This is a genomic window from Stutzerimonas kunmingensis, assembly GCF_014764705.1.
Lineage (GTDB): Bacteria > Pseudomonadota > Gammaproteobacteria > Pseudomonadales > Pseudomonadaceae > Stutzerimonas.
The window spans coordinates 40888-62294 of the sequence record NZ_JACXXG010000005.1; the positions used below are offsets into that span (position 1 = coordinate 40888).

Consider the following 21407-nt stretch of genomic DNA (forward strand, 5'->3'; position numbering starts at 1 on the left):
ACCATGAGGGTATTCAGCACCATGATGGCTGACGCACTGCTTGCCGACCTGACCACCGAACTGCCCAACGCGGTGCGCCTGCAACGTCTGGTGCACACCCTGCACCAGCACTTTCGCTGCGGTGCCGTCGTGCTGTTGCGTCTCGACGAGGACAGCCTGCGGCCACTGGCGGCGGTAGGGTTGGTGCAGGAGGCGCTGGGCCGGCGCTTCGTCGTGGCGCAGCATCCGCGTCTGGCGGCGATCCTCTCCCAGCGCGAGCCGACCTGGTTCGAGCCCGACAGCCGCCTGCCGGACCCCTATGACGGTTTGCTCGACGAGCACATCGGCGAGCCGTTGCCGGTGCATGACTGCATGGGCGTCAGCCTCTACGTCGAAGGCAAGCTGTGGGGTGCGCTGACGCTGGATGCGCTGCATGCCGGCACCTTTGGCGATGACGCCCGCTGCGACCTGCAGCGCTACACACTGGTGATCGAGGCCGCGGTGCGGGTTACCCGGCTGGAGCATGAGAATCGCGGTCTGCGCCTGGCGCGTAGCGACGTAATGGAAGCCGCACTCGATCATGGTGATGGCGAAATTCTCGGTCAGAGCGATGTGATCCGCGAACTGCTGCGCGAATTGCAGGTGGTGGCCGATTCCGAATTGCCAGTGCTGCTGCTGGGCGAGACCGGTGTCGGCAAGGAGCTGTTCGCGCGCTGGCTGCATCGGCATTCGCGGCGGCGCAACAAGCCACTGGTGCACGTCAACTGCGCGGCACTGCCGGAATCCCTGGCCGAGAGCGAACTGTTCGGCCACGTCAAAGGCGCGTTCTCCGGTGCCACCACCGATCGGCCCGGTCGTTTCGACGCTGCCAATGGCGGCACGCTGCTGCTCGACGAGGTTGGCGAGCTGCCGCTGACGGTGCAGGCCAAGCTGCTGCGCACCTTGCAGAACGGCGAGATCCAGCGCCTCGGTGCGGACAAGCCGCGCCAGGTCGATGTGCGCATCATCGCCGCGACCAACCGCAACCTGCGCGAAAGCGTGCGTGACGGGCATTTCCGCGCCGATCTCTATCACCGGCTGTCGGTCTATCCGGCGCCGATTCCACCCTTGCGCGAGCGTGGCAACGACGTGCTGATCCTCGCCGGGCACTTCCTCGAACTCAATCGCGCGCGGCTGGGGTTGCGCAGCATGCGCCTGTCGCCGGCCGCCGAGCGCGCTCTGCTGGCCTATTCCTGGCCGGGCAACGTGCGCGAGCTGGAGCATGTGGTCAGCCGTGCGGCGCTGCGCCTGCTCAGCCGTGGCGCGTCGCGCAGCGAGATCCTGACGCTGGAGCCCGATCTGCTGGACCTGGACAGCCATGCCGTCGGTGTGGTCGCGGCGCAGGTGGCCGATGAGCCGGTAGTCGCCGACGAGGTGCTGCCGCTGCGCTACACCGTCGATGCTGCCCAGCGCCAGGCCATCGTCCGGGCGTTGGAGGCCAGCGGCGAGAACTGGGCGCAGGCCGCCCGCCTGCTGGATGTCGACCCGAGCAACCTGCACAAACTGGCGCGACGGCTAAAGCTCAAGTAGCGCCCGTCGGCCGGCGAGAGTCGCAGACGACCTGCCATGGTCTAACCTCATATCACAACCGAGGAGAGCTCCATGGCACTGGACCAGAACGAATTCGAAGCGCTGTTGAGCGAGGCGCAGGCCTTCGCCGAACGCGCCGCCAGCGAAAACAATCCGCTGCACTATCGCGACGCCTTCGCTGCGAGCCTGAAGGCCATACGCCTGCTTGGTGAGGAGTCCGGCGCGTGGCGGCAGATGGTCGCCCGTGCCACCGAGGAATTCGAGGGCGACGAGGGCATTTGAGGCAATTGCTCGCCAGCCATGGCACGGCTGGCGCGCACCTTCCGCTGCATTTCGTCGCAGTCGCGACGTCCGAGCAAACTTGACCCCTATCAATGCTGGCCAATGGTCAGCTGCCTAGACTGCCGGCTGTTTTCCGTTCAGCCGAACGACCGCCACGCCATCGGTGCGTGGCGCGCATGTACCCGAATGTCTAGGAGTTGTCATGCACCTGGTCTGCCCGGCAGGAAGCCTGCCCGCGCTCAAGGCCGCCGTCCAGCAGGGCGCCGATGCCATCTATGTCGGATTTCGCGACGACACCAACGCCCGCCATTTCGCCGGCCTCAATCTCGATGAAAAGCAGCTCGACAAGGGTCTGCAGCTGATCCGCGAGAAGGGCCGGCAGCTATATATCGCCGTCAACACCTATGCCCAGCCGGACGGCTGGAATCGCTGGCAGCGCGCCGTGGATCAGGCCGCCGACATGGGCGTGGATGCGCTGATCGCGGCCGACCCCGGCGTGCTCGGCTATGCCAGCAAGCGCCATCCCAAACTCAATCTGCATCTGTCGGTGCAGGGGTCGGCTACCAATGCCGCCGCGCTGGGCTTCTACCAGCAGCGCTACGGCATCAGCCGCGCGGTACTGCCGCGGGTGCTTTCGCTCAAGCAGGTCAAGCAGGTCGCGGCGAGCAGCCCGGTGCCGATCGAGGTATTCGCCTTTGGCAGCCTGTGCATCATGGCCGAGGGTCGTTGCCATCTGTCTTCGTACCTTACCGGCGAATCACCCAATCTCTGTGGCGTCTGCTCGCCGGCCAAGGCGGTGCGCTGGAGCGAGGAGCCGGAAGGGCTCACTTCGCGCCTCAATAACGTGTTGATCGACCGCTACGCCGAAGGCGAATCGGCTGGTTACCCGACGCTGTGCAAAGGTCGCTTCATGGTCAATGGCCAGCGCTTCCACGCGCTGGAAGAACCCACCAGCCTGAACACCTTGGATCTGATCCCCGAGCTGTCCGCCATCGGCGTCACCGCGATGAAGATCGAGGGCCGCCAGCGCAGCCCGGCCTATGTCGAGCAGGTCACTCGGGTCTGGCGCGCGGCGCTGGACAGCTATCTCAAGGCGCCGCAGCGCTACGTGGTCGAACCCGGCTGGCGGCAGGTGCTGGATGGCCTCTCCGAAGGCTCTCAAACCACCCTGGGTGCCTACCACCGGGCCTGGCAATGAACGAGGAGTCACCCATGAAACTTTCTCTGGGCCCGGTGCTGTTCTACTGGGATCGCCAGCAGACGCTGGACTTCTACGCCAACATGGCCAGCCAGCCGCTGGATGTTATCTACCTCGGCGAAACCGTTTGCTCCAAGCGCCGCGCGCTGATGCTCGATGACTGGCTTGGTCTGGCCCGTGATCTGGCTGAGGCCTCCTCGGCGCAACTGGTCTTGTCCGGCCTGACCCTGGTCGAAGCCGCTTCCGAGCTATCAAGCCTGCGTCGCCTGTGCGACAACGGCGAGCTGCTGGTGGAAGCCAACGACATGGGCGCGGTGCAGCTGATGTCCGAGCGCAAGCTGCCCTTCGTCGGCGGCCCGGCGCTGAATCTCTACAACGGCCACGCCCTGGCCGAGCTTGTGGCCAGCGGCATGACCCGCTGGGTGCCGCCGGTGGAAGCCTCCGGCAAGCTGATCAAGAGCGCCCGTGCGCAGCTGCAGGAGCTGGACGTCACGCTGCCGGAAATCGAGATATTCGCCTACGGCCATTTGCCGCTGGCCTATTCGGCGCGCTGCTTCACCGCCCGTGCCGAGAACCGGCCGAAGGACGACTGCCAGTTCTGCTGCCAGAACTATCCCGAGGGCATTCCGCTGCTGAGCCAGGAGGGTGAGGCGCTGTTCACCATCAACGGTATCCAGACCATGTCCGCAGCGGTCAGCAACCTGCTCGCCGACTACGCGGGTCTGGTCGACAGCGGTGCCGATCTGCTGCGCCTGAGCCCGCGCGCTGCCGGTATGGACGAGGTGATCGCTGCCTTCGATGCAGTGCGCAAGGGCGCGCTGCCGCCGCTGGCGGTGGATGGTTGCAATGGGTATTGGCATGGCCAGCCGGGCATGCTGCGCGCCGAGGAGGCCGGATTATGCTGAATCCACGTGCCCATCTGGTGAATCTCGGCGGGCGGCTGTTGCCGCTTGCGGCCAAGACGCCATTCCTGCTCCAGCGCCTGGCGCTGGAGCGCAGCCTCAATCAGGTATTCGCCGAAGCACTGAGCGACGGCGCCTTCGACGTGCTTGACGGCCACTGGATGAAGCTCGAAGTCGCCGACCTCGGCCTTGCCTGGTGCCTGACCTGCGAGCGCGAGCAGCTGCGCATTGCGGCGCAGGCACCGGTGGAGGTGACCATTCGCGGCAACTGGCGCGAGTTCCTGCTGTTGGCCAGCCGTCAGGAAGACCCGGATACGCTGTTCTTCCGCCGCCGGCTGGTTATTGAGGGTGATACCGAGCTGGGCCTGGCGATCAAGAATCTGATCGACAGTCTCGACCCCGACACGCTGCCGAGCTGGCTGTGGAAACTGCTGCAGGGTGCCGGCGAGGAGGTGGCGGCGGCCGGCCGGGCACAGGCGGCCAGAGCCTGACCGATTGTTCCGCCCGCAGCCGTCGCAAACTGCCTGCGCCTGCAAGGCTCAGGCTGGCAGACCGCCCCGACGATTCGCTGTAGCAGCGAGCCTGCTTTGGATGCGTCTGGAGGCGGACCGAGGTATCGGTCCGATCCCCGGCGCGGCGCAACAGTGCGGGGGACGGCAGGGCGCGCTACCCGCTGGAACGAACTGTTCCGCGATTCCAGCGACACGCTCAGTCCGTGGGTTTCAGGCTGTGCGCAGCTGCATCCGGTCACTGGCGATAATGTCTTTCATGTCATCGAACAGCGCGCTGATCTCCTCCTCGCTGCAGTCTTCCCGATAGCGCTTGCGCAAGCCGTAGCTGCTGAGGGTGATGTGCACGTCGGGTGTCACGCCGTGCTGCGCGAGGCAGGCTCGGGCGCAATGCATCGGGCAGCCGTCGATGGCGAGAATGGGGCGGCCGGAGTTGGCTTTCTTCACCAGCGCTGCAACGCGCCCGCCGACGCCGGCGATGCAGGACATTTCCGCCAGCCCGGCGCGATCAAGGCGCACCGCCAGGGTGTTGGCCAGCTGCGCGACATTCGAACAACCGGAGCATGAATAGACCAGGGGCGCAGGCGTTGTGGTGATCATCGCGTTTTCCTGACGGTGGCGTGACGCGGGTCATTTTCCAAGGCGCGCAGTCGACTGGCTTTGACAGCAATCAAGATCACTGGGGCGTTCTGCCGCAGGTCACTCGTCATAGGCGGCGAGCTTGCGGTTGTCGAGAATCTCGATGCGTCGCCGCTGGACCGATATGGTCCCGGCGTCGATCAGCCGATGCAGGATGCGCGAGAAGGTTTCCGGCTGAATGCCCAGTTTCGACGCGATCAAGCGTTTCGGCACATCGAGCACCACCACGCCGCTGTCGTCCTGCTGCGATTGCGCGAGAAAGCGCACCACTCGATGGCTGGCGTTGGCCAGGGTGAGGGTGTCGATCTCGGTCATACGCTGGTGCAGCCGAATGCTCAGGGTGGCGAGGATGTCCAGGCAGATATCCGGGTGCTGCTCGAGAATGCGCCGGTAATGCGGCCCGTTCAGGCTCGCCACCAGGCTGGCCTTTAGCGCGGTGGCGCTGACCGGATAGCTCGGCGTGCCCTTGAACAACAGCGCTTCGGCGAACGATTCACCGGCACGCATCACTTCCACCAGCTTCTCCTGCCCGTCGCAGACTACGCGGTGCAGCTTGATCTGGCCGCTGAAGAGGAAATAGAAGCGGTCGGCCTTATCGCCCTGATGAAACAGCGAGGCCCCCGCAGGCAGGCGCTTCAGGTTGGCAGAGGTGCACACCTCCTGTAACGCCGCCTCGGGCAGTCGGCTGAACAGATGGTGGCGGCGCAATTCCGCGACCAGGGTTTTTTCAGTGAGCATGTGTCCTCCCCCGGACTGAACCGGGTTTATCAGCCTGCATCCTAGGAGCCCGGTGTCCGCCGCTTCCTTGATCACGGACAAGAGTGTCGGCCATGAGCCGTCGGCGCCGTCCGGCGATCACTTGCCTGTGCTTGACGATGATCAATTCGGTAATGAGGTTCCACCTCTAAAGTCACACCATATTGTGTTTTCGGCGAATAGATTCACTACATATGGTTATGGAGGCGTTGATGCCCAGGCAGGCAGAGGTGGCGAAACCGGTTTCACTGCGCAAGCGCGATGGCCGACTGGCGGCGTTCGAAGTGGACAAGATAGAGCGCGCCATCGCGGCGGCAGGCGCGGCGACCGGCGAGTTCGAGTTGACAATGGCGCAGGCATTGGCCGAGGCCGTTCGTCAGCAACTGGCCCATCGCACGGCGGTGGAGGTAGAGCAGGTGCAAGACGGCGTCGAGCGTGCCCTGATGGCAGCCGGCTACTTCGATACCGCCCGGGCCTACATCGTCTACCGCGAACGCCATGCGCGTCTGCGCCGAGATCGCAAGGTAGTGGTCGACGTCGCCGCCTCGATGAACGAATACCTCTCCCGCGAAGACTGGCGGGTGCGCGCCAACGCCAACCAGGGCTATTCACTCGGCGGGCTGATCCTCAACGTATCCGGCAAGGTCACTGCCAACTACTGGTTGGACGAGGTCTACAGCCCGGCAATCGGCACCGCGCATCGCGAGGGTGATCTGCATATCCACGACCTGGACATGCTCGCTGGCTACTGTGCCGGCTGGTCGCTGCGCACGCTGCTCAATGAAGGCTTCAACGGCATTCCCGGACGGGTCGAAGCGGGCCCGCCCAGGCACCTGTCCAGCGCGCTGGGGCAGATGGTCAACTTTCTCGGCACGCTGCAGAACGAGTGGGCCGGGGCCCAGGCGTTCAGCAGCTTCGATACCTACCTCGCGCCGTTCGTGCGCAAGGACCAGCTCGGTTTCGATGAGGTGCGTCAGGCGATCCAGGAGTTCATCTACAACCTCAATGTGCCGTCGCGCTGGGGCACGCAGACGCCGTTCACCAACCTGACCTTCGACTGGGTTTGCCCCGAGGACCTTCGCGAGCAGATCCCCTATATCGGCGGCGAGGAAATGCCCTTCGCCTACGGCGAGCTGCAGACCGAGATGGAGCTGATCAACCGCGCCTACATCGAAGTCATGCAGGCCGGCGACGGCCTCGGCCGGGTTTTCACCTTCCCGATCCCGACCTACAACATCACCCACGACTTTCCCTGGGACAGCGAGAACGCCGAGCGCCTGTTCGAGATGACTGCACGCTACGGGCTGCCGTACTTCCAGAACTTCCTCAACTCGGACATGCAGCCGAACCAGGTGCGCTCGATGTGCTGCCGCCTGCAGCTGGATGTGCGCGAGCTGCTCAAGCGCGGTGGCGGACTGTTCGGTTCGGCCGAGCAGACCGGCTCGCTGGGCGTGGTGACGGTCAACTGCGCGCGCCTGGGCTATCTCTACCGTGGTGACAAGGCGGCGCTGCTCGAACAGCTGGATGCGCTGCTGGACATGGCGCGGCAGAGCCTGGAGGTCAAGCGCAAGGTCATCCAGCACCATATGGATGCCGGGCTCTACCCGTACACCAAACGCTACCTCGGCACCCTGCGCAATCACTTCTCCACCATCGGGGTGAACGGTCTGCACGAGATGGTGCGCAATTTCACCGACGACACCGAGGGGCTGCAGACCGCTGCCGGTCGCGCGCTGGCGATCGAGGTGCTCGACCACGTGCGGGCGCGGCTGGTGCAGTTCCAGGAAGACACCGGGCACCTCTACAACCTTGAGGCGACGCCGGCCGAAGGCACCACCTATCGTTTCGCCAAGGAAGACCGCAAGCGCTTCCCCGACATCCTCCAGGCGGGTTCGGCCGAGGCGCCGTACTACACCAACTCCTCGCAACTGCCGGTCGGCTTCACCGACGACCCCTTCGAGGCCCTGGAGCTGCAGGACGAGCTGCAGTGCAAGTACACCGGCGGCACCGTGCTGCACCTGTACATGGCCGAGCAGATTTCCTCGGCCGAGGCCTGCAAGAAGCTGGTACGCAATGCGCTATCGCGCTACCGCCTGCCGTACCTGACGGTCACGCCGACCTTCTCGATCTGCCCGGTGCACGGGTATCTCGCCGGCGAGCACGAGTTCTGCCCGAAATGCGACGAGGCGCTGCTGCACAAGCAACAGGCCGAAGCGGCCCTGGCCGTCTGATCTGCGATCCCATGTCACGCCGCTCCAAGAGGTGCGGCGCCGCATACTTCACCCTCAGCAAAAGGAGCGTCACCATGAACCCAGCCAGCCAACTGCCCCAGGACCAGCGCCAGCGTTGCGAAGTCTGGACCCGCGTGATGGGCTATCACCGCCCGGTTACCGCGTTCAATCCAGGCAAGCAGTCCGAGCATCGCGAGCGCCTGCATTTCACTGAAGCGGCGGCGCGGTGACCGCAGCACTTCGCGTCGGGGGGCTGGTCCCCCTGACCACGCTGGATTTCCCAGACCATCTGGCCTGCGTGCTGTTCTGCCAGGGTTGCGGCTGGCGCTGCCGCTACTGCCACAACCCGCAGCTGATCCCCGCCTGCGGCAGTGAGGAAAAGCCCTGGCCGGAGATTCTCGCCTTTCTCGAACAGCGCGTCGGCTTGCTCGAGGCGGTGGTGTTCAGCGGTGGCGAGCCGACCCTGCAGACCGCGCTGCCCGAGGCGATCGCCCAGGTGCGGGCGCTGGGCTACAAGGTCGGCCTGCACAGCGCCGGCATCAAGCCGAAGCTGTTCGCCAACATCCTGCCGCTGGTGGATTGGGTCGGTTTCGATATCAAGGCGCTACCCGAGCACAGCACCGCGATCACCGGCGTGGATGGCAGCGGCAAGGCCAACTGGAAGAGCCTCGAACACCTGTTGGAAAGCGGCGTCGAGCACGAATGCCGGACCACCGTGCACTGGCAGCTGTTTGACGCCGATACCCTTTGGGAGATGGCCCAGCGCCTGCGCCGGTTGGGTGTCGAACGCTTCGCCGTGCAATGCGTACGCACCGCGCGGATGCTCGACGACAACCTCGCCGAAAGCCGTGCACCCTACGACCAGCAGCGCTTGTGGGAGCGCATGGATCGTCTGTTTCCTTCATTCGTGTTGCGTGGCTAGCGAAGGTGGCGAGCACCTTTCCACGCGCTGCCTGCGCGCTAGGCCTGGCTCTGTAGGGTGGGCTTTAGCCCACCGTGCAGGGCGTTGAAGGGATTCTGGTTGGCTGAACCCACCCTGCGCCTGCCGGTGCTGCAGTCCCATCTGGGACGTGCTCTAGCCCACCATGTACAGGCAACTCACCAGCCCCAGAACTGCAACCACCAGCCGTAGCCCACCAGCGTGCAACCCACGTTGACGCAGGCAAACGCCAGCAGCCGGCGCAGGCCGTTGCCGCCGTGACGGCTGATCACGTTCCACGCCAGGTACAGACTCCACGCCACGGCGCCGATCAGCAGCGCGGCGCGAGCCGGTTGCGCCCAGGCCAGCAGGAATCCCTCGTAGCGCAGCAGCTTCACCGTGGTGGCGGAAAGGCCGAGAAACAGCCCGGCGCCACCCAGCGGCACCAGTGCCAATGCGAGGTGCTGGAACACATTGTCGCCACGGCGCATCACCCGCACGGCCGCACGCAGCAGCAGCCACAGCGCGCCGCCAACGAGCAACGAGGCACCGAAGATATAGGTGAGGATCGCCGCACCATCGAGCCAGGTGAAGGCGTCGTTGGCCTGCGGATAATGGGTCAGCAGCCACCAGGGCGCGTTGGCTTCCAGCGGCCAGAAGATGTCGCGATCTACCAGCCATTCCGCCGCGGCCTGCTTGAGGGTGATGAACCAGGGACTGACCGTCCACTGGAAGGCGCCCATGGCCAGACCGATCATGCCGAACAGCAACAGGGTGCTGTCCCAGTGATCGCTTTGCTGCTGACCGCCGACGATGAGGATTTCAGAATTGGGCGAACGGGCGCTCAGTTGCACTGCACCGCGCTGGCTGCTGCAGCGGCCGCAGGCATGGCAATCGGCATTGCCCTGCATGCGACGGATGTCGATCAGTGGGGCGCAGTTGGGTGTCGGCAGGTGCGGTTCGCGATTTTCCAGCCAGCGCTGTTCGTCGACCTTGTAGTGCACCGGCGCCAAGCGGGCGAGCAGGGCGAACACGCCGCTGACCGGGCACAGATGGCGGCACCAGATCCGCTTGCCGCGGCCGTAGAGAAAGCCCACCAGCATCGCCGCGACGGTGGAGCCGCCGAGGATCAGCAGTGCCGCCTGGGCATAGTCATAGACGCTGATCAGCTGGCCGTAGACGGTGGTGAGGATGAAGGCGATGGTCGGCCAGCCGCTCCAGCGCACCCAGCGCGGCGTGCGTTTGTTCAGCCCGCGCCAGCTGATCCACTCGCTGAGCGAGCCTTCGGGGCAGAGCACTCCGCACCACAGGCGGCCGAAGAAGATCATCGACAGCAGCACGAAGGGCCACCACAAGCCCCAGAAGATGAACTGCGCCAGTACCGTCAGGTTGTCGAGCATGCCGGCCTGGGCCGGCGGCAGATCAAGAAAGGCGGGGATCACCAGCAGCGTCAGGTAGAACCCCACCACCAGCCACTGCAGCGCGCGAATGGCTTTCGCATGCTGGCGCAGCAGGTCACCGAGTCGCGCCAGCCACGGCGCCTGGGTGATCATGCTGGCCTCGCAGCGAGCTGCACCTGTGCCCGCGGTTTGAGCCACGTCCACGCGGCGAGCCAGTAAAGGCCCAGAACTACCGCGGCGGCCAGCGAAGGCATGGCGCGATAGCCGGTGAGGCCGGCCAGGGTGCCGCCGAGCGCGCCGCCATCATCCAGCAGGGCCGAGGTATCCCAGAGCGGATCGCCGAACACCGTGTACAGCACTTCCGGTACGTCCATACCCATCAGCTGGCCGCTGAAGCGATCCAGCGCCGCCATCAGCAATGCGCCGCCGAGCAGCAGCAACATCACTTCGCTGACCTGGAAGAAACGCCGCCAGCTGAAGTAGCGGCTGCCGGCCTGCAGGGCTGCATAACTGAGCACTGCGAGGACGAAACCGAGTACACCGCCGATGACGAAGCGGGTGAGGTCCATACCCGCCTGCTGGTTACCGATGCCGTAGAGGAACACCACTGTCTCGCTGCCTTCACGGCCCACGGCGAGCATGGCCAGCAGCAACAGGCCGATGCCGCTGCCCTGGTTGAGCTTTTCCGCGGCGCTGTTCTGCAGGCTGGTCTTCAGCGTGCGGCCATGCTGATGCATCCAGCCGACCATGTGCAGAATCAGCATGCTGGCTACCAGCAGCATCGCGCACTGGAACCATTCGCCACCGCTGCCCGCCAGCCAGTCGCCGGCCTGCAGTACGCCCCAGCCCAGCGCAGCGGCCAGACCGAGGCCGGCAGCGACACCGGCCCAGAGCATGCGCAGCGCATTGGCCGCGCCTGGTTGCTGGCGCAGCCAGGCATGCAGGATGCCGATGACCAGCAGGGCCTCGACGCTTTCGCGCCAGACGATGAACATGGATTGGCCCATGGGACGCTCCTCAGAAAAGCAACTACTTGGCGACGATCTCGCCTTCGGGAAGATCCATATGGAATTCGTCGAAGAATGGATAGCGGCCCGGCTTCAGCGGGTGGATCACGACGAAGGAGGTCACCCCGGGTGACAGCACCTTCTCGACGCGTAGCGGGGTGCTCTCGAACTCGGTCGGCCCGCTGCCGGCGTTGTGCACGATGATCTTGAAGCGCTGGCGGGCAGGGACCTCGATGGTCGCTGGCTCGAAGTGGCCGTCACGTATGGTCAGCTCGTACGTCGGCAGCGCGGCCTGCGCCGGGCTCGCGAGCCCGACCAGTAGCGGCAGCACGCCGAGCAGCGATTGCCCGGCGCGACGCATCAGTAGCCCCCTTTCTTGCCGATGCCGGCGTAGGTGAACTCGTACGTCAGCTCGCAGCCTTCGAACCAGGGGGCGACGCCGGTTTCCTTGTCGGTGTGGCGACCGAACATGTTGTGCCCCGAGCCTGGCGGCAGGATCTTGTAGGTCAACTGGTACTTGCCTGGGCCGAGCAGCTTGACGTTGTCACCGTAGTGCGGGCCGTCGTTTGCCACCATCGGATGGAAATCGCCTTCGACGACTTCGTCGGAACCCTTCTTGCGCAGCGTGTAGTGGATGCTCAGATATGGCACGAAGCTGCCTTCCTGCCAGCCGTTGCGGTTGTCTTCGGTGGCGCTGATATCGGCCTCGAGATGCACGTCGGACTCGGCCGCGGCACGCATCATGCCCGGTGGGTCCATTTCGACCGGCTGCAGGTACACCGCGCCGACCTCCATGCCGCCGCACTGCTGCGGTTCGCCGATGGGATATTCCTTCGCCTGGGCGAGCGGGGTGAGCAGCAGGGTGGTGATGGCCAGTGTGGCGGGGATGCGCATGGGAATTCTCCGGAAACAGAAAAGGACGGAGCGAAGATTGCATTTGCGCTTCCGAATGATAATGATTCGCGTCAATTTCCCAAGAAATATTTTGTTACCGGTGCCTGAACGCAAGGCTGTATGCAGCTGCAGACGGCTGTTTGCGGGCGCTGCAGGCTAACTGCGACAGGTCGTCACAGTGGCAGTTGGTGTGGGTGTGCGGAGTGCAGCGATCCGAACCGGCGCCGAACGAATCCTCTAAGATGGTGCACCTTTCGTATCCGGGGACTTCATGCAACCGCCCGTCTCACTCGACGCCCGTACCGCGCGGATTTTGCCGTGGCTGGTGGCCATCGCCTTCTTCATGCAGACGCTGGACGGCACCATTCTCAATACCGCGCTGCCGGCCATGGCGCGCGATCTGGCGGAAAACCCGCTGCGTATGCAGGGCGTTGTGATCGCCTACATGCTCACGGTGGCGTTGCTGATTCCGGCATCCGGCTGGATTGCTGACCGCTTCGGTAGCCGGCGCATCTTCGTGACCGCCATCGTGCTGTTTTCCGTGGGCTCGCTGTTGTGCGCGTTGTCGACCAGCTTCAACCAGCTGGTGGCTTCCCGCGTGCTGCAGGCGCTGGGCGGAGCGCTGATGCTGCCGGTGGGGCGGCTGGTGGTGCTGCGGGCATTTCCGCGCAGCGACTTCGTGCGGATCATGGCCTTTATCGCACTGCCAGGACTGGTCGGCCCGTTGCTCGGGCCAACCCTGGGTGGCTGGCTGGTGGAGTACGCCTCCTGGCACTGGATCTTCCTGATCAATCTGCCGGTGGGCGTGATTGGCTGCATCGCCGCCCTGCGCTTCATGCCCGATCTCAAAGGGCCCGAGCGGGTGCGCTTCGATACGCTCGGCTTCCTGCTGTTCGGCGCAGCGATGGTGCTGGTCACCATCGCGCTGGAGGGGCTCGGCCAGATGCACATGTCGCATGCCCGCGTGATGCTGCTGCTGTTCGGCGGCGCAGCGTGCATGGCGGCCTACTGGCTGCGCGCCGGGCGCATCGATGCGCCGCTGTTCAGCCCCAAGCTGTTCCATACGCGCAGCTTTGCGGTGGGCATCTTCGGCAACCTGTTTGCCCGGCTGGGTGGTGGCGCGCTGCCGTTCCTGCTGCCATTGCTGCTGCAGGTGGCGCTTGGCTATTCGCCGGCGCAGGCCGGGATGAGCATGATTCCGCTGGCCTTGGGTGCGATGGCGGTCAAATCCCTGGCCAAGCCGATCATCGATCGTCTCGGTTATCGCCGTCTTCTGATCGGCAACACGCTGCTGCTCGGCTGCCTGATCGCCAGCCTGGCGACCATCGATGGACAAACGCCGACGTGGCTGCTGCTGGTGCATCTGGGCCTGATCGGCATGGTCAACTCGATGCAGTTCACCGCGATGAACACCGTCACCCTGGTCGGCCTTAGCCATGCCGACGCCAGTAGCGGCAACAGCCTGCTGTCGGTGGTGGTGCAGCTATCAATGAGCCTTGGCGTCGCCACCGCCGGTGCGCTGCTGGGAGGCTTCACCGTGGACGACGCGCAGGGCAGCGAGGTGCTGCGGGCATTTCAGCTGACGTTTCTCTGCGTCGGCGGTATGGCGATGCTCGCTGCCGCATTGTTCCTGCAGCTGGAACATCGCGACCCTGGCCATGACGACGATGTGCGGCGACCGGTGGACGTCGGCGAGTAATCCTTTGTCGACCTGTAACGAATCACGACAGGTGGTCGCAGTGGGGCTGCGTCATGCTGGCACATTGCCGGGCGGCCTGCGTGGTCCATAGCCGTCCTTCACTAGCAGATGGCGGCAATGACCTGCTGCAAATGTTTACCTGTGCAAGTAAACATTATCGACCTGTCGTCATAAGCTACATATTGTTGAGTCTCTGGAAGCGGTACTGCGCCGCAATCAAAGGAGCGAAACGATGAGTGCAATGAGCCTCGCCTGGCTGCTGATCGGCACCTCGCTGTGCGGCGTGATGGTGCTACTGGTACTGCTCTGGCTGCTATGGATGGGCCGGCAGAGCCAATGCCGTGAACTGGAAGTGCTGCGTGAGCTGCTGGATGGCCTTGGCCAGGTGATTGTGCGCCTGGAGCAGGACAAGGCTGAGCTGACTTCCGGGCTGCGGGCGGAAAAGACCCATGTTGCGCAGCTAAGCCGCCAACTCGAATTGCTGCGTCGCTGAGGTGGTCGTAATTTTGTTGTTTTAATAAACATATTTCTTCGAAATCGCCTGATTCGCCGTTATGATCCCGACCTATTGTTTATAAAAACTATAAATAGGAGGTTTCATGCATCCCGTAGTCGTCGAAGTCACTCAGCGCCTGATCGAGCGCAGCCGCCCGACGCGCGAGGTCTATCTCGCCATGATTCGCGGCGCTGCTAGTGCTGGCCCGGCGCGCAACGGGGCGCAGTGCGCAAACTTTGCCCATGGCGTCGCCGGCTGCGGCGCGCAGGACAAGCAGCGTCTGCGCCTGCCGGACGCGGCTAATGTCGCCATCGTCACCGCCTACAACGACATGCTCTCGGCGCACCAGCCCTACGAGGATTACCCCGAGCGCCTGCGCCAGGCGCTGCGCGAGATCGGCTCGGTGGGGCAGGTGGCGGGCGGTGTGCCGGCGATGTGTGACGGCGTCACCCAGGGCGAGCCGGGCATGGAGCTGGCCATTGCCAGTCGCGAGGTGATCGCCATGAGCACCGCGGTGGCGCTGTCGCACAACCTGTTCGATGCGGCGCTGCTGCTCGGTATCTGCGACAAGATCGTCCCCGGACTGCTGATCGGTGCGTTGCGCTTCGGTCATCTGCCCGCCGTGTTCGTGCCGGCCGGGCCGATGCCGTCCGGTCTGGCCAACAAGGACAAGGCCGCGGTGCGCCAGCGCTATGCCGAAGGCAAGGCCAGTCGCGACGAGCTGTTGGCGGCAGAGATGCAGGCCTATCACAGCCCTGGCACTTGTACGTTTTACGGCACCGCCAACACCAACCAGATGCTGATGGAAGTCATGGGCCTGCATCTGCCGGGCTCGTCCTTCGTCAACCCGGGCACACCATTGCGCGATGCACTGACCGCCGAGGCCGCGCGCCAAGTCACCCGACTGACGCCCCAGGGTGGCAACTTCACGCCGCTGGGTGAGCTGGTCGACGAGCGTGTACTGGTCAATGCCATCGTCGCGCTGCATGCCACCGGCGGCTCGACCAACCACACTCTGCACATGCCGGCAATCGCCCAGGCGGCGGGCATCCAGCTGACCTGGCAGGATATGGCCGACCTCTCCGCGGTGGTGCCGACGCTGGCGCGGGTCTATCCCAATGGCTCGGCCGATATCAATCACTTCCATGCCGCGGGCGGCGTCGCGCTGCTGGTGCGCGAGCTGCTCGCGGCCGGCCTGCTGCACGAGGATGTGCATACCGTGATGGGTCGCGGCCTCAATCGCTACACCCAGGAGCCCTTCCTCGAAGACGGTCGATTGACCTGGCGTGAAGGCGCTGCGGCGAGCCTGGACGAAAGCATCCTGCGGTCGGTCGCGCGGCCGTTCTCGGCCGAAGGCGGGCTGCGGGTGATGAGCGGCAATCTCGGTCGCGGCGTGATGAAGGTGTCCGCCGTGGCGCCCGAGCACCGTGTCGTGGAAGCGCCGGCGCGGGTCTTTGCCGATCAGCTGGAGCTGGTCAAGGCGTTCAAGGCGGGCGAACTTGAGCGCGACGTCGTTGCGGTGGTGCGCTTCCAGGGGCCGCGTGCCAACGGCATGCCCGAGTTGCACAAGCTGACGCCCTATCTAGGTCTGCTGCAGGACCGCGGTTTCAAGGTCGCGCTGGTCACCGACGGGCGTATGTCCGGTGCGTCCGGCAAAGTGCCGGCGGTGATTCATGTGTGCCCGGAGGCAATTGATGGCGGGCCGTTGGCGTGCGTGCGCGACGGCGATCTGCTGCGCGTGGATGGGCAGACCGGCGCGCTCGAGGTGCTGGTCGATGCTGCCGAGCTGACCGGCCGATCGCCTGTTGCTGCGCCGGCTGCGAGCGTGCAGGGTTGCGGGCGCGAGCTGTTTGGCTTTATGCGCTCGGCGTTCAGCTCCGCCGAGCAGGGCGCCAGTGTGTTCACTGCCGGGCTGGAGGCGCTGCGATGAGGCTGGCGCTGGTCGGCGATATCGGCGGCACCAATGCGCGTTTCGCGCTGTGGCGCGACTCGCGGCTGGAGTCGGTACGGGTGCTGGCGGCGGCGGATTTCGCCACGCCCGAAATGGCGGTTGAGTATTACCTGGCATCCCTCGGCCTGGCGCCGGGCAGCGTCGAGGCAGCCTGTCTGGCCTGCGCCGGGCCGGTCAAGGGCGAGCAGTTCACTTTCACCAACAATCACTGGCGGCTGACGCGAAGCGACTTCTGCGGCGCCCTGCAGATGGACGAGCTGCTGCTGATCAATGACTTCGCTGCAATGGCGCTGGGTATGACGCGGGTAGGCGAAGCGGGGCGCCGCATGATCTGTGCTGGCGAGGCCGAGCCCGATGCGCCGGCACTGGTTATCGGGCCGGGCACCGGGCTTGGCGTTGCCGGGTTGCTACCCTTGGGTGGTGGCAGCTGGCGTGCATTGCCGGGGGAGGGTGGGCATGTCGACCTGCCCGTGGCGGATGCTCACGAGGCGGCGCTGTGGCAGATGCTCTTCGCCCAGCTTGGCCATGTGCGCGCGGAAGACGTGCTCAGTGGTGGCGGCCTGTTGCTGCTCTATCGTGCGGTCTGTGCCCTGGCCGGTTTGATGCCGCGACTGGCGTCGCCGGCTGAGGTCACGGCGGCTGCGCTCGCTGGCGATCATGTTGCGGTGGCGACCCTGGAGCAGTTTTGCGTCTGGCTCGGGCGGGTTGCCGGCAACAACGTGCTGACGCTCGGTGCGCGGGGAGGGGTGTATATCGTTGGCGGTGTAGTGCCGCGTTTCGCCGATTTCTTCGCGGCCAGTGGTTTCGCCCGAGGCTTCGCCAGCAAGGGCTGCATGAGTGGTTATCTCGGCGATGTGCCGGTGTGGCTGGTGACTGCTGAGTTTCCAGGGCTTGAGGGCGCCGGTGTGGCGCTGGAGCAGGCGCTGGCGCGCTGATCGGGCGCTTTCGGGTATGGAAGGCGGGATGTTGTTATAGCAACATCCCCTTCTCGTGTCGGCGCGGTTGCCTTAGCTCGGTTCTTCATCCGCCGGATAACGGCTGGCGTTGAGGCTTTCCTTTACCTTGCGCAGGTGCGGCTGGAAATCCACGCCGCGGCGCAGGGTCATGCCGGTGGCGAGCACGTCGAGCACGGTGAGCTGGATGATGCGTGAGGTCATCGGCATGTAGATGTCGGTGTCCTCGGGCAGCGGGATGTTCAGGCTTAGCGTGCTGGCCTGTGCCAGCGGTGAGCCGGCGGCGGTCAGGCCGAGTACCGAGGCGCCGTTCTGCCGCGCGATACGTGCCACCTCCACCAGTTCGCGGGTGCGCCCGGTGTAGGAAATGATCACGAACAGCTCGCCGGTATGCGCCACCGAGGCCAGCATGCGCTGCATCAGCACGTCCGAATGTGCGGTCACTGCCAGGTTGAAGCGGAAGAATTTGTGCTGCGCATCCAGTGCCACCGAGGCTGAGGCGCCGAGGCCGAAGAAGTGGATCTGCCGGGCCTGGATCATCAGGTCGACGGCTCGGCTGACCAGCTGCGGATCGAGGCTCTGGCAGGCGCTGTCCAGCGAGGCAATGGCCGAGCCGAAAATCTTGCGCGTGTATTCCGCCGGGCCGTCGTCGGGCTCCACCGCCTGGCTGACATAGGCGGCGCCGCTGGCCAGGCTCTGCGCCAGCTGCATCTTCAGTTCCGGGTAGCCGCTGACGCCGAACGAGCGACAGAAGCGATTTACTGTCGGTTCGCTGACCTGCGCGGTCTGCGCCAGGGTGGCGATGCTGAAGCGGGTCGCCTGCTGCGGATTGCGCAGGATCACCTCGGCGACCTTGCGCTCGGCCTTGTTGAGGTCTTCGATGCGGCGCTGGATCTGCTCGAGCAGGTTGTGTACGCGGTCCATGTCGGTCCTGATGCGGCTTGCCAAAGGGGTGGCCTATGCTACTGAGCGAGATGCGGAGCGACCATAGGAATCTTGTTTTGCAGTAAATGTTGTTTTTATTACTACATTGAGCTTGAATAACAGGGCATCGCCGTGTATTCATAGCGCAGTTTTAGTAGAAGAACAAACATCATGACGCCACTATCTGTCGAACCCTGCACCCTGGCGCTGTTCGGCGCCCTCGGTGATCTGGCCCTGCGCAAGCTGTTTCCCGCGCTCTATCAGCTCGATCGCGCCGGTCTGCTGCCAACCGAAACGCGCCTGCTCGCGCTGGCGCGTGAGAGCGGCGAGCCGGCAAGCCATCTGGCGATGATCGAAGAGCATCTGCGCCGCCACGTCGGCGAACGCGACCTCGATGAAGCCGTGCTGCAGCGCTTCATGGCGCGCCTGGACTACCTGAGCATGGATTTCCGCCGCGCCGGGGATTTCGCCGCGCTGGCGGACAAGGCCGGCAACGCGGAAAGCATCGTCGCCTTCTTCGCCACCCCGGCTTCCGTCTACGGCGCGATCTGCGCCGGGCTGGCCGAGGCGGGCCTGGCCGAGCGCACCCGCGTGGTGCTGGAAAAGCCCATCGGTCATGACCTGGAATCCTCCCGCGAAGTGAACGACGCGGTGGCGCGCTTCTTCCCGGAAGACCGCACCTACCGCATCGACCATTACCTGGGCAAGGACACGGTGCAGAACCTGATCGCCCTGCGTTTCGCCAACAGCCTGTTCGAAACCCAGTGGAACCAGAATCACATCTCCCACGTGGAGATCACCGTTGCCGAAACCGTCGGCATCGAAGGCCGCTGGGGCTACTTCGACCAGGCCGGCCAGCTGCGCGACATGATCCAGAACCACCTGCTGCAGCTGCTCTGCCTGATCGCCATGGACCCGCCCAGCGACCTCTCGGCCGACAGCATCCGCGACGAGAAGGTCAAGGTGCTCAAGGCGCTGGCGCCGATTGCGCCAGAACATCTTGGCCAGCAGCTGGTGCGCGGCCAGTACGTCGCCGGCAGCATCCTTGGCCGCCACGTGCCGGGCTATCTGGAGGAAGAAAACTCCAACACCCAGAGCGACACCGAAACCTTCGTCGCGCTGAGGGCGGAAATCTGCAATTGGCGCTGGGCCGGCGTGCCGTTCTACCTGCGTACCGGTAAGCGCATGCCGCAGAAGCTGTCGCAGATCGTTATCCACTTCAAGGCGCCGCCGCACTACATCTTCGCCCCGGAACAGCGCCAGCTGATCGGCAACAAGCTGATCATCCGCCTGCAGCCGCAGGAGGGCATCTCGCTGCTGGTTATGACCAAGGACCAGGGCCTGGACAAGGGCATGCAGCTGCGCAGCGGCCCGCTGCAGCTGAACTTCTCGGAAACCTACAAGAGCCCGCGTATCCCCGATGCCTACGAGCGCCTGTTGTTGGAAGTGATGAAGGGCAACCAGAACCTCTTCGTGCGCAAGGACGAAATCGAATACGCCTGGAAGTGGTGCGACCAGCTGATCGACGGCTGGCAGCGCGTCGGCGCCCCACCCAAACCTTATGCAGCAGGCAGCTGGGGACCGGCTGCCTCGATTGCCCTGATCAGCCGTGATGGCAGGAGTTGGTATGACGATCTCTAATCTCGATCTGCCCGTGCAGACCCTGGGTTTCAGCCTTGGTGACGCCGAGCAGCTGGCCGGCGAACTGGCACTGACCGTTAGCAACGCCCTGCGTGGTGCGATCACCGAGCGCGGTGCGGCGACCCTGGTGGTTTCCGGCGGCCGCAGCCCGATCGCCTTCTTCGAGCGCCTGGCGCAGCAGGAACTGGATTGGGCCAAGGTCACCGTCAGCCTCGCCGACGAGCGCTGGGTGCCGGTCAGCCATCCCGAAAGCAACGAAGGCCTGCTGCGTCGCCATCTGTTGCAGGGGCCGGCCGCCGCGGCACGCCTGGTTGGCCTGTACCAGAGCGCGGCGAGTCTGGAAGAGGCCGCCGAACGCGCCGACGCCGTATTGGCCGAGCTGCCGCCGATCGACGTGCTGGTGCTGGGCATGGGCGAGGACGGCCACACAGCCTCGCTGTTCCCGGAGAGCCCGAATCTGCAGCAGGCGCTCGACCCGCGTGGTACGCGGCGCTGCCTGCCGATGCAGGCGCCAACTGTGCCGCGCCAGCGCCTGAGTATGAGCCTGTCGCTGCTGGCCAGCGCCCGCCTGACGCTGCTCGCTCTGCACGGCCCGGGCAAGCTGGCCACGCTCAATCAGGCCCTGGCTGGCGAGCCCTACGAAGCGATGCCGATTCGCGCCTTCCTCGCCCGTCCCCTCGAAATCTACTGGTGCCCCTGAGGCCGCAAGGAATTATCCATGACATCTATCCAAACCAGCGCCGACGCCATGAACGACAAGATCGCCCTGATCGACAAGTGGTGCAGCGCTGCGCGCATCCTGCCGGTGATCACCATCGAGCGTGAGGCGGACATCCTGCCGCTGGCTGATGCTCTGGCCGCCGGTGGCCTGCGCGTGCTCGAGATCACCCTGCGTTCGGCGCTGGGCCTGGGCGCCATTCGCCTGCTGCGCGAGCAGCGCCCGGAGCTGATCGTCGGCGCCGGCACCGTGCTCGACGCCAACATGCTGGAGCAGGCCGAGGCCGCCGGTGCACAGTTCATCGTCTCGCCCGGCAGCACGCCGGCGCTGCTCGAGGCCGCGTTGCAAGGGCCGCTGCCGCTGCTGCCGGGCGTCGCCAGCGCCTCGGAAATCATGCTCGGCTACGCCATGGGCTATCGCCGCTTCAAGCTGTTCCCCGCCGAGATCTGCGGCGGCGTAGCAGCACTCAAGGCGCTGGGCGGGCCGTTCGGTGACATCCGCTTCTGCCCGACCGGTGGCGTCAATGCGCGCAATGCGCGGGATTACCTAAGTCTGGCCAATGTGATGTGTGTCGGCGGTACCTGGATGGTCGATGCCAAGGCCGTGCGTGCCGGCGACTGGGCCGCCATCGAAAGCGCCACGCGCCAGGCCCTGCAGGCGCTGGACAGCGCGCCGGCGGTCGAGCTGCCGCGCGACTTCGACCTGCGCGCCGAGCGTGCCGAACAGCGCGAGCTGTAATC

General features: G+C 65.1%; 22 protein-coding genes. 15 read left to right on the top strand and 7 right to left on the bottom strand.

Features of this window, described 5'->3' with window-relative positions; translation table 11 throughout:
- Window positions 1-21: 21 nt before the first annotated feature.
- From norR to ubiT, 5 genes are all read left to right on the top strand, one after another.
- A complete protein-coding gene (norR, locus tag IEG05_RS06320) occupies window positions 22-1548 on the top strand; it encodes a nitric oxide reductase transcriptional regulator NorR (RefSeq protein ID WP_023446758.1) in 1527 nt (508 codons plus the stop codon).
- 72 nt (window positions 1549-1620) lie between these two features.
- Window positions 1621-1830, top strand: coding sequence for a hypothetical protein (locus tag IEG05_RS06325; RefSeq protein WP_003299695.1), 210 nt, complete (start codon window positions 1621-1623; stop codon window positions 1828-1830).
- Between the two features lie 202 nt (window positions 1831-2032).
- On the top strand, window positions 2033-3028 hold the full coding sequence (ubiU, locus tag IEG05_RS06330) for a ubiquinone anaerobic biosynthesis protein UbiU (RefSeq protein ID WP_046618676.1): 996 nt from the start codon (window positions 2033-2035) through the stop codon (window positions 3026-3028).
- 14 nt (window positions 3029-3042) lie between these two features.
- Entirely contained in the window at window positions 3043-3933 is an 891-nt protein-coding gene (locus tag IEG05_RS06335; RefSeq protein ID WP_046618674.1) for a U32 family peptidase, read from the top strand.
- Window positions 3927-4421, top strand: a complete 495-nt coding sequence (gene ubiT / locus IEG05_RS06340; protein WP_003279700.1) for a ubiquinone anaerobic biosynthesis accessory factor UbiT — start codon at window positions 3927-3929, stop codon at window positions 4419-4421. Before IEG05_RS06335 ends, ubiT begins: the two co-directional genes overlap by 7 nt.
- A gap of 231 nt (window positions 4422-4652) precedes the next feature.
- Here ubiT and IEG05_RS06345 read toward each other — a convergent pair whose 3' ends face one another.
- Both IEG05_RS06345 and IEG05_RS06350 read right to left on the bottom strand, forming a co-directional pair.
- Complete coding sequence (locus IEG05_RS06345; RefSeq protein ID WP_003299688.1) at window positions 4653-5039, bottom strand: putative zinc-binding protein; 387 nt, start codon at window positions 5037-5039, stop codon at window positions 4653-4655.
- 99 nt (window positions 5040-5138) lie between these two features.
- Window positions 5139-5816 carry a Crp/Fnr family transcriptional regulator gene (locus tag IEG05_RS06350; RefSeq protein ID WP_003299686.1) on the bottom strand — a complete coding sequence of 226 codons (678 nt, stop codon included), beginning with the start codon at window positions 5814-5816 and terminating at the stop codon, window positions 5139-5141.
- A 230-nt stretch (window positions 5817-6046) separates the two neighbouring features.
- Between IEG05_RS06350 and IEG05_RS06355 the strand changes: the two genes are divergently transcribed.
- The 3 genes from IEG05_RS06355 (at window position 6047) to IEG05_RS06365 (ending at window position 8987) form a co-directional block, all read left to right on the top strand.
- Entirely contained in the window at window positions 6047-8065 is a 2019-nt protein-coding gene (locus tag IEG05_RS06355) for a ribonucleoside triphosphate reductase (protein ID WP_046618673.1), read from the top strand.
- A gap of 74 nt (window positions 8066-8139) precedes the next feature.
- On the top strand, window positions 8140-8295 hold the full coding sequence (nrdD, locus tag IEG05_RS06360) for an anaerobic ribonucleoside-triphosphate reductase (RefSeq protein WP_003279708.1): 156 nt from the start codon (window positions 8140-8142) through the stop codon (window positions 8293-8295).
- The gene (locus IEG05_RS06365) at window positions 8292-8987 is read left to right on the top strand and encodes an anaerobic ribonucleoside-triphosphate reductase activating protein (protein ID WP_046618671.1); all 696 of its coding nucleotides are present in this window, start codon (window positions 8292-8294) and stop codon (window positions 8985-8987) included. Before nrdD ends, IEG05_RS06365 begins: the two co-directional genes overlap by 4 nt.
- Before the next feature lie 176 nt (window positions 8988-9163).
- Here the strand turns inward: IEG05_RS06365 and IEG05_RS06370 are convergent, their stop codons facing one another.
- Genes IEG05_RS06370 through IEG05_RS06385 form a run of 4 tightly spaced genes read right to left on the bottom strand, consistent with a single transcriptional unit; the run spans window position 9164 to window position 12285 of the window.
- Window positions 9164-10537 (bottom strand): 4Fe-4S binding protein, encoded by a 1374-nt coding sequence (locus IEG05_RS06370; protein ID WP_046618668.1) that lies wholly within the window; start codon window positions 10535-10537, stop codon window positions 9164-9166.
- A complete protein-coding gene (locus tag IEG05_RS06375) occupies window positions 10534-11391 on the bottom strand; it encodes an FTR1 family iron permease (RefSeq protein ID WP_046618666.1) in 858 nt (285 codons plus the stop codon). Before IEG05_RS06375 ends, IEG05_RS06370 begins: the two co-directional genes overlap by 4 nt.
- Window positions 11392-11413: 22 nt before the next feature.
- Window positions 11414-11752: a cupredoxin domain-containing protein gene (locus tag IEG05_RS06380; RefSeq protein ID WP_003299677.1), complete on the bottom strand. Its 339-nt coding sequence runs from the start codon at window positions 11750-11752 to the stop codon at window positions 11414-11416.
- On the bottom strand, window positions 11752-12285 hold the full coding sequence (locus tag IEG05_RS06385) for an iron transporter (RefSeq protein WP_014820933.1): 534 nt from the start codon (window positions 12283-12285) through the stop codon (window positions 11752-11754). Before IEG05_RS06385 ends, IEG05_RS06380 begins: the two co-directional genes overlap by 1 nt.
- Window positions 12286-12556: 271 nt before the next feature.
- Between IEG05_RS06385 and mdtD the strand changes: the two genes are divergently transcribed.
- The 4 genes from mdtD to IEG05_RS06405 all read left to right on the top strand — a co-directional run bounded on the left by mdtD (window position 12557) and on the right by IEG05_RS06405 (window position 17366).
- Complete coding sequence (gene mdtD, locus IEG05_RS06390) at window positions 12557-13984, top strand: multidrug transporter subunit MdtD (RefSeq protein ID WP_041014500.1); 1428 nt, start codon at window positions 12557-12559, stop codon at window positions 13982-13984.
- A gap of 232 nt (window positions 13985-14216) precedes the next feature.
- Window positions 14217-14477, top strand: coding sequence for a hypothetical protein (locus IEG05_RS06395; RefSeq protein WP_046618665.1), 261 nt, complete (start codon window positions 14217-14219; stop codon window positions 14475-14477).
- A gap of 106 nt (window positions 14478-14583) precedes the next feature.
- Window positions 14584-16410 (top strand): phosphogluconate dehydratase, encoded by a 1827-nt coding sequence (gene edd, locus IEG05_RS06400; RefSeq protein ID WP_046618661.1) that lies wholly within the window; start codon window positions 14584-14586, stop codon window positions 16408-16410.
- Window positions 16407-17366 carry a glucokinase gene (locus IEG05_RS06405; protein WP_046618660.1) on the top strand — a complete coding sequence of 320 codons (960 nt, stop codon included), beginning with the start codon at window positions 16407-16409 and terminating at the stop codon, window positions 17364-17366. Before edd ends, IEG05_RS06405 begins: the two co-directional genes overlap by 4 nt.
- Before the next feature lie 72 nt (window positions 17367-17438).
- Here the strand turns inward: IEG05_RS06405 and IEG05_RS06410 are convergent, their stop codons facing one another.
- Window positions 17439-18308 carry a MurR/RpiR family transcriptional regulator gene (locus IEG05_RS06410; protein ID WP_014820929.1) on the bottom strand — a complete coding sequence of 290 codons (870 nt, stop codon included), beginning with the start codon at window positions 18306-18308 and terminating at the stop codon, window positions 17439-17441.
- A 171-nt stretch (window positions 18309-18479) separates the two neighbouring features.
- Between IEG05_RS06410 and zwf the strand changes: the two genes are divergently transcribed.
- From zwf to IEG05_RS06425, 3 genes are read left to right on the top strand one after another with little or no spacing between them, the layout of a single operon-like run.
- A complete protein-coding gene (gene zwf / locus IEG05_RS06415) occupies window positions 18480-19949 on the top strand; it encodes a glucose-6-phosphate dehydrogenase (protein ID WP_046618659.1) in 1470 nt (489 codons plus the stop codon).
- Window positions 19936-20649, top strand: a complete 714-nt coding sequence (gene pgl / locus IEG05_RS06420; RefSeq protein WP_046618657.1) for a 6-phosphogluconolactonase — start codon at window positions 19936-19938, stop codon at window positions 20647-20649. The genes zwf and pgl overlap by 14 nt, the downstream gene beginning before the upstream one ends.
- An 18-nt stretch (window positions 20650-20667) precedes the next feature.
- Window positions 20668-21405 carry a bifunctional 4-hydroxy-2-oxoglutarate aldolase/2-dehydro-3-deoxy-phosphogluconate aldolase gene (locus tag IEG05_RS06425; protein ID WP_046618655.1) on the top strand — a complete coding sequence of 246 codons (738 nt, stop codon included), beginning with the start codon at window positions 20668-20670 and terminating at the stop codon, window positions 21403-21405.
- Window positions 21406-21407 lie beyond the last annotated feature (2 nt).

Coding starts and splice junctions, on each gene's coding strand:
- norR (WP_023446758.1), top strand. CDS start 22: ATGATGGCTGACGCACTGCTTGCCGACCTGACCACCGAACTGCCCAAC.
- IEG05_RS06325 (WP_003299695.1), top strand. CDS start 1,621: ATGGCACTGGACCAGAACGAATTCGAAGCGCTGTTGAGCGAGGCGCAG.
- ubiU (WP_046618676.1), top strand. CDS start 2,033: ATGCACCTGGTCTGCCCGGCAGGAAGCCTGCCCGCGCTCAAGGCCGCC.
- IEG05_RS06335 (WP_046618674.1), top strand. CDS start 3,043: ATGAAACTTTCTCTGGGCCCGGTGCTGTTCTACTGGGATCGCCAGCAG.
- ubiT (WP_003279700.1), top strand. CDS start 3,927: ATGCTGAATCCACGTGCCCATCTGGTGAATCTCGGCGGGCGGCTGTTG.
- IEG05_RS06345 (WP_003299688.1), bottom strand. CDS start 5,039: ATGATCACCACAACGCCTGCGCCCCTGGTCTATTCATGCTCCGGTTGT.
- IEG05_RS06350 (WP_003299686.1), bottom strand. CDS start 5,816: ATGCTCACTGAAAAAACCCTGGTCGCGGAATTGCGCCGCCACCATCTG.
- IEG05_RS06355 (WP_046618673.1), top strand. CDS start 6,047: ATGCCCAGGCAGGCAGAGGTGGCGAAACCGGTTTCACTGCGCAAGCGC.
- nrdD (WP_003279708.1), top strand. CDS start 8,140: ATGAACCCAGCCAGCCAACTGCCCCAGGACCAGCGCCAGCGTTGCGAA.
- IEG05_RS06370 (WP_046618668.1), bottom strand. CDS start 10,537: ATGATCACCCAGGCGCCGTGGCTGGCGCGACTCGGTGACCTGCTGCGC.
- IEG05_RS06375 (WP_046618666.1), bottom strand. CDS start 11,391: ATGGGCCAATCCATGTTCATCGTCTGGCGCGAAAGCGTCGAGGCCCTG.
- IEG05_RS06380 (WP_003299677.1), bottom strand. CDS start 11,752: ATGCGTCGCGCCGGGCAATCGCTGCTCGGCGTGCTGCCGCTACTGGTC.
- IEG05_RS06385 (WP_014820933.1), bottom strand. CDS start 12,285: ATGCGCATCCCCGCCACACTGGCCATCACCACCCTGCTGCTCACCCCG.
- mdtD (WP_041014500.1), top strand. CDS start 12,557: ATGCAACCGCCCGTCTCACTCGACGCCCGTACCGCGCGGATTTTGCCG.
- IEG05_RS06395 (WP_046618665.1), top strand. CDS start 14,217: ATGAGTGCAATGAGCCTCGCCTGGCTGCTGATCGGCACCTCGCTGTGC.
- edd (WP_046618661.1), top strand. CDS start 14,584: ATGCATCCCGTAGTCGTCGAAGTCACTCAGCGCCTGATCGAGCGCAGC.
- IEG05_RS06405 (WP_046618660.1), top strand. CDS start 16,407: ATGAGGCTGGCGCTGGTCGGCGATATCGGCGGCACCAATGCGCGTTTC.
- IEG05_RS06410 (WP_014820929.1), bottom strand. CDS start 18,308: ATGGACCGCGTACACAACCTGCTCGAGCAGATCCAGCGCCGCATCGAA.
- zwf (WP_046618659.1), top strand. CDS start 18,480: ATGACGCCACTATCTGTCGAACCCTGCACCCTGGCGCTGTTCGGCGCC.
- pgl (WP_046618657.1), top strand. CDS start 19,936: ATGACGATCTCTAATCTCGATCTGCCCGTGCAGACCCTGGGTTTCAGC.
- IEG05_RS06425 (WP_046618655.1), top strand. CDS start 20,668: ATGACATCTATCCAAACCAGCGCCGACGCCATGAACGACAAGATCGCC.